Below are 15816 nucleotides of genomic sequence, written 5' to 3' on the forward strand. Positions count from 1 at the left end.
CCGCACTCCCTTCTCGAAAGTCTCGAACTAGGGCAATTATAGGAATTGTGAGCGGCAATCAACCGTCTGCGTGTTTTATCGTTGCATGGAACTGACAGTCAGCCGGGGGTATGTGCACATTTACAGTTTTGGGGGAGTCTTGGGAAGGCTCACCGGCAGGACACAACGGAAACCGACATTTGGGAGTTGATCCGTCGAGCGACCGTGATCGCGACGCCAGACGGTCCAATCGGTGGCCGACCCTTTGATGACGTGATGGAAGTCGGGTTGGGCGGATTTTGGACCGGTCCAGTCGATCAGCGGCAAACTATCTGCTTTCGCAGCCAGTTGGAAGGCATCATCGCGATACCAGTCCGCACACCACTCGCGTGCGTTGCCGGCTAAGTCGTGAATGCCGTAGATGCTGACATCGTTACGGAATGATTGCACGGGATCGACTTGCCCCGGCTTCCGCGAGCGAGACCAGAATGGTTTTTCACTCCCCCAGGGATAACGATACCCCTTCGAGCCACGGGCAGCTTTCTCCCACTGAGCTTCAGTTGGCAGTTTCTTTCCGCCAAAAGCTTGTCCGCACCAGTTCGCGTACGCTTCCGCATCTCGCCAAGCGATACCCAACGCGGGGTGGTCGTCCGGGTCTTTTTCGTTGGCGGCTTCATCCGGCTTACGACCGCGGACCGCTCTCGATGCCGCTTGGTAGAATTGTTCGTACTGAGCGACCGTGACCTCGTGCACGTCCATGTAGAAGTTGCCGAGTTCCGTTTCGAGTTGCGGCTGAGTATTTGCATCACCTCCGTTCGTCCCCAACACCGATGCTCCGGCAGGCACGAGGGCCATTTCCATGCCGTCGATCTGCGTACGAATCCGCCAGGGCAAACCATCTTGGTTAAATCCGGCCGAAGTGATGATCTCAATGGTCGGCGGAATCTTCAAAGCCGGGTTCAATTGAGACTTCTGATCCGGTTCCGGTTCCTCAGGAAACACCGGCCAAAACGTGCGAGAATCAAACCCCTCTTTGGGAACCTCAGCGAGAAAGCGATTGGCATTCTCCGTCTCTGGCAGAATCTGGAAATCTTGACCGGGCGGTGAATCTTCCAGAATCGTGAACGAATTCGGCGGCGGTGGCGGGGCCTCTTTCGGAGTCACCGGCCGTTGGGGCGAATTGTTCGCAGGAGCTTGAACCGTGGGAACGGACGGCACCGTGGGCACCCGGGGCGGTGCAGGTGGTGGTTGAACCGGAGCAGTTTGCTGAGCGGTTTCGTCGTCCCCCCCTCCACTGCAACCGACGAGACCACAACACATTCCGACAAGAACGAGACCGCCTACGATTATTGAACGCATCCACATAGTTCTTCATCTGCAAAGTTCAGATTTCATCCAGCGAGCACCAATTATCGCTAGCCGCGAAGAAACTCACAATCCTTTTCGTGAAGACGTCTTCACAAACAGTCTTCGAATAGTCCGGTCGGAGCGGCGATCGGCTCTGGAATCTCAGTTGGAAAAGCGGGATGATTGCCACCAGACAATGAGTCGCTCATTCCAGCAAGCATCAAGGAGTGTTCTCCGTGAGAGTGCTTTACGGACGACAACTACGGGAACTGGCGGAGAAAGTCGAACAGGAATTCTTCCGTCTTGAAAAGGAGAGTTTCTGGCGGTCCGGCTTGATCAACGGCATCATCGCTGGAACAGCGGTCGGATTGGTCGCGTGGGCAGTGGCGGCGGTCGAGCAAAACTATTTCGAAATCGACCAGAACGACTTACTGCTTTTCGCGTGTTTGGGTTCGTCGGCAGCTTCGGTGGTCTTTGCACCACTTCAGAAAACCAACAGTCTCCGTTCCATCACAATTGCCTACACATTGGCGGCATTCGTGTGCATGTTGTTGTTCGGTCTTCGAGACTACCTCGGCAACGATGAACGTTTTTTCCCGATCCCGGTACAATGTGCGTTAGCGGTGGCGTTATCGATTTCCTGTATGCGGTGGGCTCAGGCAATGCACCCGGCAGCCGTCGGCAGCGGTATGGCGTTCGTTATTTACCACCGCGAGGTGCTCAGTTTGCTCTTGTTGATGTTGGCAGTGGTGGCGTTGATTTTCACTGTCAAAATCTTTGCGTACATCTATCTCGAGGAACTGGCCTTCAAAAACTTTTGGCGGGAATTCACACGGAACTACTACGGGAAAGAACTCCGCGTCTCTGTCGACAAAAAAGGAACCGAAGAGGAAATCACCGTGACTTCCGATCCGCAACGCCAATCGGATTGATGCCTAGATTCGATCGGCAGAATGTCATGGTTCTGCTTTACGCAACCCGAGTAAAAACCAAGTGGTTGCGGTAATCAGCAATACGGCGCCCATGATCAGGGCTGCTTGGCCGATCGGTGGACCGGTCCGCTCCAGAACCTCGATTTGCCAGTCGTTTGGCTGGTCGGTTGCTGCCACTCCCAGCATCGCCAGACCGCTCCCCAATCCGATGACCACCGAAAAACATAGACGGCTCACAAACCGATAAACTCGGTGAAGTGATCGCTTCCCAAATGACCAAATCGACCGACCGAACCCAGACAAATTCTTGCCGAGTTTATGCCAGTCGATTTCAAAGTGATCGATCTCCTCGACGTAGCCTTCGATGTTATTGGTCTTCCAGAGAAGAAATGCCCCCGCAACGCCCGCTGCTAGTACGCCCAAGATCAAGGGGGTTTCTTCGAAGATTCCGCAAGCCACAAAGGCCGCGATTGATCCCAAGACCAAGCCGGAGCCGACTCGGCGGACCATCCAGGCGAAGTGTGTCGGCGGCGATTCGATTCTTGGTTGTTCCGAGGGAACCTCGGAGAATGCGGAAGATGGATACATTTCCAAGCCACTCCTAATCAGGCCTCACGAACGATCACGCGGTTACCTTCCACGCGTACCACTTCGATGGGGGTACCAGTATCAATATAACCACCGTCACTAACCACATCGACCAATCGCCCATCAAGGAGCGCTTTGCCGGCCGGTCGTAGCGTGGTTTGTGCTCGACCGGTCAGACCAACCATGCCGCTTCCGTGGGGATCGTTGATCAAATCTGGACGTAATTGCGGCCCATCCGCAGTTGCGGTGCTTCCGGGCGGAGTGAGAATCATCGCCCCCATGATCGGCATGTGTGGCAGGAACCGATTCAGCACCACCGCAATCAATATCACGGCACCGATCGAGAGGCTCACCGTCGTCAAGTTCCGCGCGAGCAGAACCATATCGCGTCCTGGTTCAGAGTGCCCAAAGGTTTGACTGGCCATCACGACGGACATCAACAGCAACACCCCCCCGGAAATTCCGAAGACACCAAATCCTGGCATCACAAAGATTTCAAGGGCCATCAGAATCAGTCCGAAGGCGAACAGGATCACTTCCAACCAACCGGCGGTTCCGCCCATGTACTTGCTCCAGAAGAACAATGCAAAGAACAACGCCGAGCCGATCGCCATCACGCCCGTCATAAAGTGCAATTCGATAAACAAACAGACCATCGCCAAGGTCAACAGGGTGCCGGTCCAGGCAGGGTTATTGAGGTTGAACACCATCGAATCGACCCACGTTTCCTTCATGGGAATCAGTTTTTGATCGGCGGGGATTCCCAGGCGTTCCTTGAGTTCACTTTCGTCGGCCACCGCCGGTTCGGCCAATTTGTACTTGTGAGCTTCGGTTCCGAAGATGGTCAGCAATAAACCATTCCGCGACTCCGGCACGATCGCCCCGCGAATCCATTCGCCGTTCGAGGCATGGATTTCATCTTCGGTCATGAACCAGACCGCTCCCGTGTCGCGGTTCGTGACTTCGTAGACTTCGAGATTTCGATCGACCATCGATTTCATGATCGCCGCTGGTCGGTTCTTTTTCTCGGCAAGTTCTTGCATTAGCTTTCGCATGTAGCTCACGATTTTTTCCGGGGCATGCTCGAAGGCTTCCCCCGGACGCATTTCGATTGGCCCTGCATCACCGATCTTTGCATGCGGCTCCATGTAGAGTTCATCACAGGCCAGCGAAATCACGGCGGCAGCACTGATGGCATCTTGAGGCACGTAAGCAACAGTGCGGACGGTGTCCGGATCGAGATCGGAAATCGTGTAAGCAATTTCCTGCATCGCATCCAAACGACCGCCAGGCGAATCGACTTCGAAAATCAGCAGATTCGCCCCCTGCCCCAACGCTCGTTGCACTTGTCGTTTGATGAACGCCGCCTGCGGACCATCGATAACACCGTCAATCCGCAACAGGCGAACTTTCAACTCGCCTCCTAATGTAGCCACCTCTCGAAGAGCCGACTTAGGCAGTTCATACAGTTCCGCCAACTCGGATCGCGATTCTGCCGTCTGCGTGACGAGGACATCCCAATCACGAGCCGTCTTCCCCGTAAAAACGCCCTTCATCCCGGCGTCGAGCAACGTGCGTGGTTCGACCGTGGCTTTCGTCTCCTGCAGCACTCGCAGTCTGTTGTTGGTGATGATTTCTGTTTGTTCGGGGCCGTCTTTGGTTTGGCGATACTTCACCTTGAGCAAACTCACCGAGGGATCAATCATTTTCCGAGCAACGGCTTCGTTGACTTTCGGATTGTGTGCCTTCTGCACTAGACTGATGATGTCGCTTTCCTCGTCACGATCGAGCGGTTGACCACGCCCGATGTCCCCCAGTTCGGCATCGGGATGCATGATGATCTCGCGACATCCCAACGCGAGCACAACGTTGTTTCCGGTGACATCTTCCGGAATCCAGGCAACAGTATTGACGGCGGAGATCTCGGTAGACGTGAGGAATCTGGCCAGTCCCTGAACTTGGTAGAACGGACTCGTGCCCGGCGTGATTTCCAGCACCAACACGGCCGACTGCCCACGACGTTCGGCTTCGCTTTGCAAATTCAAAGCGGCGTTCCGCACTCGCGCAAACTGAGCATCGCCCAATGGGCTTTGGACCTTGAGAAACAACGCGAGTTTTTGGCCGGGTGTTTCACTGTCAGGCGTGTCAGCTTCGTTACTTGGCGGAGCGGTAGCGTCCTCGAGCGTGGGTTTTGCCGGGGGATCATCCGCGAACAACCGATTCGCCCCCACGGCCAATAGACAAACCGCGAACAACGCAGCCGCAAGACTCCGCAGGAAAGGTAATGTTCGTTCCATCGCGGACACCGTTTGAGTGAGTTTCATCATTAAATCCGAGTTGCGTCATTATACACCCGCTGGAAAATGCGGGTCAAATCGCGGATTGGGAAACTTCGTGGGTCGCCTCTTGACAATGACGCCGGTTGATCGATCATCATAGATGTATTGAACAACAGTAACTCCATTTCGTTCGCAACGGTTTCCGTCTGGGTCGGACCGGAAAACATGACTTTTCCGTTTTACCACAGACCGGAATATGGTTTAGACAATTCGGTGCCCCACCGGGTTCTCAGAAAATAGGAGAGAGAGTCACATGCCGGAGTTTCCCTCCGAAGCCGACACGGCTGTCATCGATGAACCAATCGTTCGCCCGAAAGCCGAACCGAAAAAGAAGCCTCAGGAAGACACAAAAAACCGCACGAAGCGACAACCTCCTTACGCCGTCATCGTGCACGACGACGACTTGCACACTTATGAATACGTGATTGAATGTCTGCAAAAAGTTTTCGGTTATAACATCGAAAAAGCGTTCACTCTGACACGCGAAATCGACACGGCCGGTCAATCCATGGTGTGGTCGGGAGCGATGGAAGTCGCTGAGTTGAAACGCGATCAAATCCGCAACTTTGGCGATGACTTGTACGCCTCCATCCCGGTCAAATTCCCGTTGGGAGTCACCATCGAACCGCTCCCCGGCGACTAACGGATCCTCCCCGCACCCGTGTGAACGCATTCCGCGAAAGAAAAGTTCATGGCAACCCAGCAAAAATTACTCACGGCCGAGGAGTTTTTCGAAACAATTCCGTCGACGGAATTCTGTGAGTTGATTCAGGGAGAGGTTGTTTCAATGAATCCGCCAGGACACCGACATGGCCGAGTCGTCGCACGAATTTGCCAATCGCTCTGGAATTTCGTCGACCAACATGATGTGGGTCATGTAGCTGGTGCGGACTCCGGCGTCATCACAGAACGCGATCCCGATACGGTGCGTGGGGCGGATGTGATGTTTCACAGTTACGACCGCATTCCGAAGGGTGCCGAGATTGTGCAGTACCCAACGGTCTCACCGAATGTCGTCTTCGAAGTGCGTTCGCCGAGCGACCGTTGGCCGGACATCCATGAGAAAGTCACTGAGTATCTGCAAGCCGGCGTGGATTGCGTCGTCGTGCTTGATCCCGAAGACCAAACCGCCCGCCTATTCTACACCGACCGAGGCAACGAAACCCTGACCGCCGATGATGAACTCACGCTACCCGCACCGCTCGATGGCTTCCGAGAACGCGTTTCGCGATTTTTCGAGTGAACTCGCAGAGTGCGTGAAGAGAAACGCAACGCACCAAGCAGGTTGACGATGAACGGTGGCAAAAACACAGCGTGTTTAAGTCGGTGCGTCACGCTTCGCTGCACGCACCCTACGAATCTTGATTTGGCTTCGGTTCGATGAGTTCGCCGTTTTCATCGTAGTCGGGAATTTCCTCCGGCGGAATCTGCACGACTTTCCCGTCCCGATAACTCACCACCGACCGCCCCATCAACTTGTGCTCCCGCATCGCTTTGCCAAGACTGCGGTTCATGGCGTCCGTAACGGCTTCGACGTCGGATAGTCTTCGCTCGATTTCTGCGGAACTTAGTCTGTTTCGATTGCTCATACCGATCACGATATCACAAGCTAACTCGCTTGACGCATAAAAAAACCGCCGGTGGGAACCGGCGGCTTGTGAGAGATTTCGGTATGTCTGACTCAGCAACGATCAGCGGTTGACGCCGATGTAGAAGCTGAAGATTTGACGGTCGTCGGTGTCTTGATCGACGATCGGCACAGCCCAGTCGAAGGCCAACGGAACCGGACCCAAGGCGGGCACGGAGACTCGCAAACCGGCACCGACCGAAGCCCGGAAGTCTTCGAAGGCGACGTCGTCTTCGACGGTCCCGAAGTCGGAGAACACCACACCTTGCAGCATATCGTTGGCAAGCAACGGGAACTGATATTCCACGGTCCCGAGCGCCATCCACGTACCACCGAGTCGCACGCCGACTTCTTGCGGACCGACGCCGCGGAAATCGAAGCCACGGAAGGTTTGGAAACCACCAGCGAAGAAGCGTTCAAAGATTGGCGTATCATCGCCAGTCCAACCGACCTGACCACCGACGGCGAGAGTATGCCGTCCGCCGCCATCCGGTCGTTCACGGAGCGTAAAGTATTGCCGAGCTTCACCCTCGATTCGCGGATAGTCGAAGTCGCCGAAAGCTTGTTCGTAGCTCAGTTCTGCCCGGTGTCCTGAACCTGGCAAGAACGCTGCATCACGAGTGTCGTGCACAACGGACACACGCCCGGTCGACAGGAAACTGTCACCCACCGCATCGGCAAGAAGCTGCGGAGCAATCACGTTCCCTGGCAGCAACACCAAGTCGGCATCGTAAAGTTCAACGTTCTCCAATCGAATCGCAGCCGACGCAGACCATTGCGGCGAGAACTGGTAACCCACGTTGATCCGGCCACCTTCGCGTTGTTCGCTCCAGTCTTGGAAGTAACGTTGGTAGTAGAAACCGCTGAGGGTCAGGCTGTAATTCGTATCGAAGATGTAGGGATCGGTCCAACTCACCAAGTACCGACTGACTTCGGTCCCCGGCACGGCTTCCAAGCGGAAGCGTTGTCCGCCACCTCGGAACGCGGTGCCATCGAGGATGTCTTGGAAACTCCGCGGCGGACGGAACAAGTCGAAGTTCTGTTCGCTGAGCACAATCGAACCAACCAACCCGGACGAACTGTTGACCCCCACCCCGAACATCAATCGTCCGGTTTGAGCTTCGGTCAATTCGTAGAGCAAGTCCAACTCACCTTGTCGCGGTTGACGGAGTGCCGGGTCGAGCGGGTCCCCTTGCGGGTTCTGTTCGATCAGCGGATTCAACGGCGGAATGAAAGGTTCGAAACTTTGACCGCGGAAGATCAGTAAGTCGTCATCCATTTGAGCGACCGGCATCGGTTCGTTCGCACGGAGAACAGTGTAGACATCCGGGTATTCGATGGCCTGAGCCGGATCGAGTTGCGGTTGGTATTGGGATTGCGGCTGCGAAATCGGCTTCACAATTGGAGCCTCTCCCGCATGCGGCGTCGGCACATTCTGCAAAGGACGGAACGCACCGGGAGCACCGTCGGGGCTTTGCCCACGAATGTTGGCACCGCGTTCGAGTTCCGGTTCGACCCGCTGCATATTCACCTTCGGAGCCGTCGGGCCGCTGCGTTCGAACAACCCGGCACCGCCGAGACGTTTACGACTCAGTTCAATGTCTCGTGCGTTGGCCAACTCGCCGGGACGAGTCAACACGCGGTTGAGCACCACGGATTTCTTCGTGTGCGGATGCTCGCCTCGAAAGACGACATCGACCCGCCGAATCCGATAGACCATGTCTTCATCGATCTCGTAGACCAAATCGACCACGCCCGGTTCTTCGAGGAATCGCGGTGTCGCATTGACCTTGGCGTACACACGACCGAGTTCACCATACTTATCCTGCATGGTGTTGATGTCTTGAGCGAGGAATCGGGCATTGAAGTAATCCCCTTCCTGCAACTTCATGTCGACACGGTGGTTCTGCTCGGGGATGACTTCGGAACCGTACACATCAATTCGATTGACGCGGTAACGAATGCCTTCTTCGATGATGTAATTCACATGGGCGTGTGCTCGCTCGCCGGGCAGAGGAACCCAATTCCCATCGGCGAATTGCACGTCTTCCGTGATCTTCACGTCGAAGTAGCCCAGCCCGTGGTAATACTGTTTCAGGGCGGCGATATCTTGCGGAATCGTCGCCTTCTCGTACTGTCCACCGACCAACCCGAGAAACGCCGTCTTGCTGACAGTTTTCGTTTTGAGCAGCGTATCGGGGAAGGTTTCGTTGCCGGTGAAACCGATCTTCGTCACGACAACTTTCGGACCTTCCGTGATCTTGAAGACCACTTCGCGATCTTGCCGAGAACCGCCTTTTTCGAGTTCCACCGTGGCAAAAGCAAAACCTTTTTCCTTGCGGTAATACTCTTCTAACACCTGAGCCGCTTCACGGTTGGCGGCGACATCGAACGGGCTGCCCGGTTCGATCCCCGTGCGAACCGCAAGGTGCTTGGTTTTGATTTGATCATTTCCCTTGTATTCCACGCGACGAACGATCGGTCGTTCCACCACACGAAACACAAGCACCAAACCTTCTTCCGTTTGTCGCAGGCTCGGTTCGACACTCAGGAACCATGACGTGCCATAGACGGCTCGCACATCCTTGCGGATTTGGGCTTCGTCGACCGCACGACCGGCACGAGTCGTGATGTACTTCGCGATGGCAGACGCCGGAATCGTGACGTTGCCTTCGACACGCACGTCGACCAGTTCCGCACCGGTATCCGGCAGGTCGCTGGTGCGGATCGGTTTCGCATCGAAACTGGAAACTGGAGGCGAACTGAGCCGAGTCGGCTCTTCGAAGCTGGTCGGCACAGGGGCATTCGGTGCCGCTCCACCGGGAAAACCAGATTGGCCCAAAACCGGGGAGGTGATACACGCTCCAAGACTGAGCCCAAGGACGATCCGTCGAATCGCTCGCCACTTGTTCCGTGCCGAGTACGAATCAAACTGAACCATCGCGCGGCGTTCCTTGCCTAACGAACGGCTGTTCATGGTGCATCCATTCCGTCGTGCGATACGATGCAAACGTTGGTCTATTCAACGAACCGTGACACCGCCTCCTGCGGGTCACCAGACTTGCAATTGCTCGCAAGACTCGCCGAATCAAACAGACCGAAGTGTTTGCTGTCAGGTTTCAACCGGAAATTACAAGATTGGTATCGAGTCGAGAGTTGCAGCGAACGATTTCCGACGATGTGCTTGGATCGAAGCCGAATTGTCGTCGAAAACAAACTCCGTTTTCTGCCCTTCTCAATTCGCTTGAAGGGTTCCCGAACATATCGCAGTCCCGCCCGCGAGACGTCCGGTTCCGGCAGAAATACTGAAAATCCCCACTCGCAACAAGAGGAGTTTCCGCGAAATCACTCGGAAAATCTTTATTGACAAATCTCTCAAGATGGGAGAGATTTGGCTAAAGTCGAGCCGTTTCTCAGCCGGTGTGAGTTCCCGACAGACACCGGCTCTTCGGTGCCAACTTCCGACGAGAGTGGATCGATCTCGTCAGACGTTGGATGATAGAACGTGCGTTTCGCGCGAAACCCCAGCGAGCGATACAAGTCAATCGCCGCCTCGTTGGAACCGGTCACATTGAGCATGACACGTTGCATTCCCAGTGACCGGAAGCCATTCAAACACTTCAGCACCAGTGCCCGACCAAGCCCGCATCCACGATGTTCCGGCACCACGCCCACGTTCTGAATGGCCCCCAAGTACCGTGACTTCACGATCCCTTGAATCGTTGCACAGTCGAGGTTCGTACTCCAGGCGTCGAACGGAATTCGAGCGATAAGCCAAGTGACCTTGGGGGCGAAACGCTCATGCCGAGAGATACACCGCATCAGTCGATGACAATTCGCGTACGACTGGAAACTCGTAAAAAGCTTCGCATCGAACTCTTCCCGAAAACTCAGGTACTTCACCGCTGCATGACGTTCGAGAGCGGTGAACGTCCACGGAACCCAACGGTACCCTTCCGGTAGAATCGGCGCGGGGAGCGGCTGCTGAGAGAAATCTAATTCCATTCGCAATCGGCGAACGTAATTTACGGCAGCAGTCATGACCAATGCCTTGAAAAGGCTTTGATGGGGCGCGGGTTCGACAAACAACACCAGCGTCGCCTGGAAAGCCGATCAGACGGATTGATCGATGACGATTTCGCATCGTCAAAAAACAAGAGGCGAACACCGACGTTTCGGCTATCGCCCCATTCTACCCTGCCAACTGAAGTCGTCAACGTGCTTGTGTCCACGCCGCACTAAGAAGCGGAGACGAACTACCCCCGACTGCGGTTACTTTGCCAGCTTTTTAGCGGCCCCGGCCATGCCTTTGGAGACGGTATCAATTGCGTCGGCGGCGTCCAACCCGGCGAGAACGAGGAACGCTTCGGAAAGAACCCGCTTTGTTTCTGCAACACTAATTTGAGTTTTGTCGGTGTCGACGCGGCGGGCAACTTCGTTCTGGAAATCGGAAATCTTCATGGGTGCATCCTCTCAGAGTGAAAACAAGAAAATGGTGGAACCTGCCACCATATCAGCACTTGCGCGCTTCATCGTCCGAAAACTGATAAGAATGTCAAGATAGGATTCTACGGATTCAATGAATTTCGCCGGTTTTTCGGCAAAATCAAAGCCCATCGTTCGAAATCCTACGAGCCCATTGGGTTGCGGAGCATCTGAGCGGCTCGGAAGACGTAAATCACACCACTGTAAACCGTCAGTCCAATCGCCAGCCAAAGCGATACGTCTCGGAACGTCGGCATCCATGACCAAACCGCAACGACTTCCGGACTCAGGGCCAACAACACCACCGTGACGGCTAAGCACTGGGCGGCCATTTTGAATTTACCGCTCCAACTCGCGGAGAAGTCGATGCCATGCTGCTCCATGAAGCCACGCAGACTGGTGATGAACATTTCGCGGCCGACGACGATCAGCACCATCCACGCATTTACGCCACTTCGTTCGACACCCAAACCAAGCAAGAACACGAACGATCCGCAGATGATGATCTTGTCGACAAAGGGATCCAAGATGCGGCCCAATGTCGTGACCAAGCCATATCGCCGAGCGACCCAACCATCGAGGAAGTCTGTCGCGGCTGCGAACAAGAACAACGCAGCCGCCGTTCGCCACCAACCGTCGATATCAATCAAAATGAACAATACAATCGACAACGCCAATCGACTGATGGTGATGGCATTGGGAAGGTTGAGGGCTCCGCTGGTCAAAGGACCAATCCGCGGAGTTTGCGTTTCCGAGCTGATTTGGGGATCTGTCGTCGACATCACGGCGCCTTTTCTGAATCGATCTTCTTGCCGACGAATCTCGATGTGTGCGAGAGCGATGCTGCCATGGGAAAATGATCGGTAGTGACTTCCCATTCCCGACGCCGACTCGGAATTAAGGATGGAAGATGGAGCATCGCTAGTATGAAACCGCAATCCTCGATCTTTGATCCTCAATACCGAAACTCGAAACGTTCGGAATGGGCCTGTAACTACCGTCGTCAATTCCGTATGAAAGTCGTGCTCAGTCCTCGTCGGCCTCCTCGCTGATGGGCACTCCAATCAAATCATAACCGCGACGCTCAAGAATCTCGACCGGAACGAATTCTCCAATTGGAAGATTTTCGCCTTGTACGAACACGGTGCCGTCAATCTCCGGCGCATCCGCGTAAATGCGGCCAGCGTACAAACCGTCTTCGAGTTCCTCATCGATGAGCACATCCAACTCGTATTCGAGCAGCGTATCTCCGAAGGCAAATGCAATGTCCTGCTGCAATGCCATCAGTTCGTCCACGCGGGCCTGTTTGACTTCCTCCGGCAGATGCCCATCCAACTTGACCGCAGGCGTGCCGGGTTCGAGCGAGTACGGGAACACCCCCATTCGTTCAAAGCGAGACTCGTACACGAAATCCTTGAGTTCCTGAAACTCCTCTTCGGTCTCACCGGGGAACCCCACTACGAACGTCGTTCGCATCACCAGATTCGGAATCCGCTCACGGAGTTTGGTCACCAGTTCAATCGTCTGTTCTCGATTGACCCGCCGCTGCATCCGTTTCAAAACACGACTGCTGATGTGCTGAAGGGGCATATCGAGATAGGGAATGATCTTCTCGGATTCGGCGATCGTCTCGATGAGCTCATCCGTGAAGTGAATTGGATAGAGGTACATCAGGCGAATCCACTCGATGCCTTCGACCTTTTCCAACTCCTTCAACAACTGCACGAGCCGCACTTCGCCGTAGAGATCCAAACCGTAATACGTCGTGTCTTGCGCGACGAGAATGAGTTCTTTGGTCCCGTCGGCTGCCAACTCCTCGGCTTCCGCGACGACCATCTCGATCGGCTTCGTGACGTGCTTGCCTCGCATGCTGGGAATCGAGCAGAACGTGCACGTCCGGTCGCAACCCTCGCTGATCTTCAGATACGCAAAGTGATTCGGCGTAATTCGCAATCGAGCGCGATCGTCGAGGGCTTGAATCGGAGCCGGTCGGAAGACGTTGCGTTGTTCGTCTCGCATTTCCTCGGCTGACGGTCGTTCGGTCTGCCCGACATCCCGCACCAACCGATCCGCGACCTGATTGATTTCATCGCGACCGAACACACCGACGACGTGATCGATCTCCGGCAGTTCGTCTCGCAGTCCGGCCGCTCCCAACCGCTCGGGCAAGCAACCGGCGACGATGACCCCCTTCGTCTTCCCAGCTCGTTTCAAATCGAGCATTTCCCGAATGACGGCTTTCGATTCCTCCCGGCTGCTATCGATGAAGCCGCAGGTGTTGACGATCACAAAGTCCGCCCCCTCTGGCTCCGACACGAGCGAATACCCCTCGACCGCCAATGTGCCGAGCATCTTCTCGCTGTCGACCAAATTCTTCGGACACCCCAAACTCACAAACGCATAACGCCCCTTGGCATCGGACACTTCAGGGGCATCCACGAGCGTTGGCTGGGTCGGCTGGGATTGATCGAGAATAGGAAGCTGTTGCATGGATTTCTCAGATGAGCTGTCGAACCCCCGATGGATACCGGCGATTCATGAACAATGCGTTTTCAGAGAATGAATGGAGATCATCCCCAGAAATATTTTTCCCGTGAACGATTTTACTGACCACACGCGAAACTCGACAGCAGAAACTTAATCGTCTTTCCCGGCATCGAGGACAGACAGGAAGGCTTTCTGCGGAATCTCGACTTGGCCGAATTGTTTCATCCGCTTTTTCCCTTCCTTCTGTTTCGCCCAGAGTTTGCGTTTACGGGTGATGTCCCCGCCGTAACATTTGGCCGTCACGTTCTTGCGGAGGGCGGAAATCGTTTCGCGGGCAATCACTCGGCTGCCGATCGCGGCTTGCAGTGGGATCTCGAACATGTGTTTCGAGATTTCTTCCTTGAGGCGTTTGCACAATGACCGACCGCGTTTTTCGGCGTTCGAGCGGTGCACGATCGTCGACAGGGCATCGACCTTGACCCCTTTGACGAGAATATCCATCTTCACCAAATCGGCGTCGCGGTAGCCGATGATGTCGTAATCCATCGTGCCATAGCCCCGTGTGGCACTTTTGAGTTTGTCGTACATATCGTACACAATTTCCGCCAACGGCAACTCATATACGATCTGTGCCCGGGTTGTGCCCAGGTATTCCGTACTTTTGTAAATCCCGCGACGGTCCTCGCAAAGGGCCAATAGCACGCCAATATTTTCTTCGGGAATGATGAACGTCACGCGGGCAATCGGTTCGCGGAACTCCTTGATTTGCCCCGCGTCCGGCACATCCTGCGGGTTGTCGATCTCAATCTCTTCATCCTGCTGATTGAGAATCCGATAGGTCACGTTCGGGGCGGTTTGGATGAGGTCGATATTCTGCTCGCCCTCCAACCGTTGCTGGATGATCTCCATGTGCAACATCCCCAGAAAACCGCAGCGAAAACCGAAACCAAGGGCGTCACTGGTTTCCGGTTGGAACGTAAAGCTGGCGTCGTTCATGCTCAGCTTTTGGAGTTCGCCACGAAGTTTTTCGAAGTCGGTCGCGTCGATCGGGTACATCCCGCAGAACACCATTTGCTGCGGCGTTTGGTACCCGGGCAACGCTTTTTCCGGTTTGCGTTCGGGATTACACACCGTATCGCCGACATGCACGGTCGAAAGGTCTTTGATACCGGTGAGAATGTAGCCCACTTGCCCCGGCCCGAGCTTCTTGCAGGGCGTGAGATGCGGACGGAATTGGCCGAGTTCCAGCACTTCATTCACCGTGCCGGCTTTCATGAATTGAATCTTTTGGCCGACCTCGACAGTTCCTTCAACCACCCGCACATAAGTGATCACACCGCGGAAGCCGTCGTATTTGCTATCGAACACCAATGCCCGCAACGGATCTTCGGGTTTGCCACTTGGCGGGGGAATGCGTTTGACGATCGCTCCGAGCACGTCTTGCACACCCAACCCGGTTTTAGCACTGCACTTGATCGATTCGAACGGATCGAGACCGAGAACCGTTTCGATTTCTTCCATCACTTCGTCGATTCGCACCACTGGCAAATCGATTTTGTTGATGACCGGCACAAGTTCGAGGTCCGCTTCAATGGCTGCGTAGGCATTCGCCACGGTTTGAGCTTGAACGCCTTGAAACGCATCGACCAACAACAACGCCCCTTCGCAAGCGGCGAGACTTCGCGACACTTCATAGTGAAAATCGACGTGCCCGGGTGTGTCGATCAAGTTCAGCTCGTACTCTTGCCCTTCGTGCTTGTAACGCAACGCGACCGTTCGAGCTTTCACCGTGATTCCCCGGCTGCGTTCGACGTCTAAATCGTCGAGCAGTTGAGATTTGAACTCCCGTTCGGTAATCGCCCCGGTTTGCAGCAGGAATTGGTCGGCCAACGTGCTTTTGCCGTGGTCGATGTGGGCGATGATCGAAAAATTCCGAATGAACTGCGGGTCCATAAACTGTCCGTTTGCAATCGCAAAGAAAGAAATGCTCTGGTCGGTCCCACCATGCGGACCTTCAGCGCGGTGCCTATTA

The 15816-nt window shown here is 55.0% G+C and carries 13 protein-coding genes; 3 read left to right on the forward strand and 10 right to left on the reverse strand.

Features of this window, described 5'->3' with window-relative positions; translation table 11 throughout:
- Positions 1-120: 120 nt before the first annotated feature.
- Positions 121-1338: a formylglycine-generating enzyme family protein gene (locus AC5DDB_RS26490; protein WP_491742779.1), complete on the reverse strand. Its 1218-nt coding sequence runs from the start codon at positions 1336-1338 to the stop codon at positions 121-123.
- Positions 1339-1562: 224 nt separating this feature from the next.
- On the opposite strand from AC5DDB_RS26490, the gene AC5DDB_RS26495 reads away from it, so the two are divergent.
- Positions 1563-2258: an HPP family protein gene (locus tag AC5DDB_RS26495; RefSeq protein ID WP_491742780.1), complete on the forward strand. Its 696-nt coding sequence runs from the start codon at positions 1563-1565 to the stop codon at positions 2256-2258.
- A 24-nt stretch (positions 2259-2282) separates the two neighbouring features.
- Here AC5DDB_RS26495 and AC5DDB_RS26500 read toward each other — a convergent pair whose 3' ends face one another.
- On the reverse strand, positions 2283-2846 hold the full coding sequence (locus AC5DDB_RS26500) for a hypothetical protein (protein ID WP_491742781.1): 564 nt from the start codon (positions 2844-2846) through the stop codon (positions 2283-2285).
- A gap of 17 nt (positions 2847-2863) precedes the next feature.
- Entirely contained in the window at positions 2864-5143 is a 2280-nt protein-coding gene (locus AC5DDB_RS26505) for an NfeD family protein (RefSeq protein WP_491742782.1), read from the reverse strand.
- A gap of 295 nt (positions 5144-5438) precedes the next feature.
- On the opposite strand from AC5DDB_RS26505, the gene AC5DDB_RS26510 reads away from it, so the two are divergent.
- Entirely contained in the window at positions 5439-5828 is a 390-nt protein-coding gene (locus tag AC5DDB_RS26510) for an ATP-dependent Clp protease adaptor ClpS (RefSeq protein ID WP_491742783.1), read from the forward strand.
- A 48-nt stretch (positions 5829-5876) separates the two neighbouring features.
- Positions 5877-6428, forward strand: a complete 552-nt coding sequence (locus AC5DDB_RS26515; protein ID WP_491742784.1) for a Uma2 family endonuclease — start codon at positions 5877-5879, stop codon at positions 6426-6428.
- A gap of 109 nt (positions 6429-6537) precedes the next feature.
- Here the strand turns inward: AC5DDB_RS26515 and AC5DDB_RS26520 are convergent, their stop codons facing one another.
- The 7 genes from AC5DDB_RS26520 to lepA all read right to left on the reverse strand — a co-directional run bounded on the left by AC5DDB_RS26520 (position 6538) and on the right by lepA (position 15737).
- Entirely contained in the window at positions 6538-6774 is a 237-nt protein-coding gene (locus AC5DDB_RS26520; RefSeq protein ID WP_491742785.1) for a hypothetical protein, read from the reverse strand.
- 102 nt (positions 6775-6876) lie between these two features.
- A complete protein-coding gene (locus AC5DDB_RS26525; RefSeq protein WP_491742786.1) occupies positions 6877-9789 on the reverse strand; it encodes a BamA/OMP85 family outer membrane protein in 2913 nt (970 codons plus the stop codon).
- Between the two features lie 398 nt (positions 9790-10187).
- The gene (locus tag AC5DDB_RS26530; RefSeq protein ID WP_491742787.1) at positions 10188-10853 is read right to left on the reverse strand and encodes a GNAT family N-acetyltransferase; all 666 of its coding nucleotides are present in this window, start codon (positions 10851-10853) and stop codon (positions 10188-10190) included.
- 231 nt (positions 10854-11084) lie between these two features.
- Positions 11085-11273, reverse strand: a complete 189-nt coding sequence (locus AC5DDB_RS26535; RefSeq protein ID WP_491742788.1) for a hypothetical protein — start codon at positions 11271-11273, stop codon at positions 11085-11087.
- Between the two features lie 167 nt (positions 11274-11440).
- Positions 11441-12079, reverse strand: coding sequence for a CDP-diacylglycerol--glycerol-3-phosphate 3-phosphatidyltransferase (pgsA, locus tag AC5DDB_RS26540; protein WP_491742789.1), 639 nt, complete (start codon positions 12077-12079; stop codon positions 11441-11443).
- Between the two features lie 244 nt (positions 12080-12323).
- Entirely contained in the window at positions 12324-13787 is a 1464-nt protein-coding gene (rimO, locus tag AC5DDB_RS26545; protein ID WP_491742790.1) for a 30S ribosomal protein S12 methylthiotransferase RimO, read from the reverse strand.
- 147 nt (positions 13788-13934) lie between these two features.
- Complete coding sequence (gene lepA, locus AC5DDB_RS26550) at positions 13935-15737, reverse strand: translation elongation factor 4 (protein ID WP_491742791.1); 1803 nt, start codon at positions 15735-15737, stop codon at positions 13935-13937.
- Between the last annotated feature and the right edge of the window lie 79 nt (positions 15738-15816).

The sequence above is a fragment of the Thalassoroseus sp. genome (genome assembly GCF_984380535.1).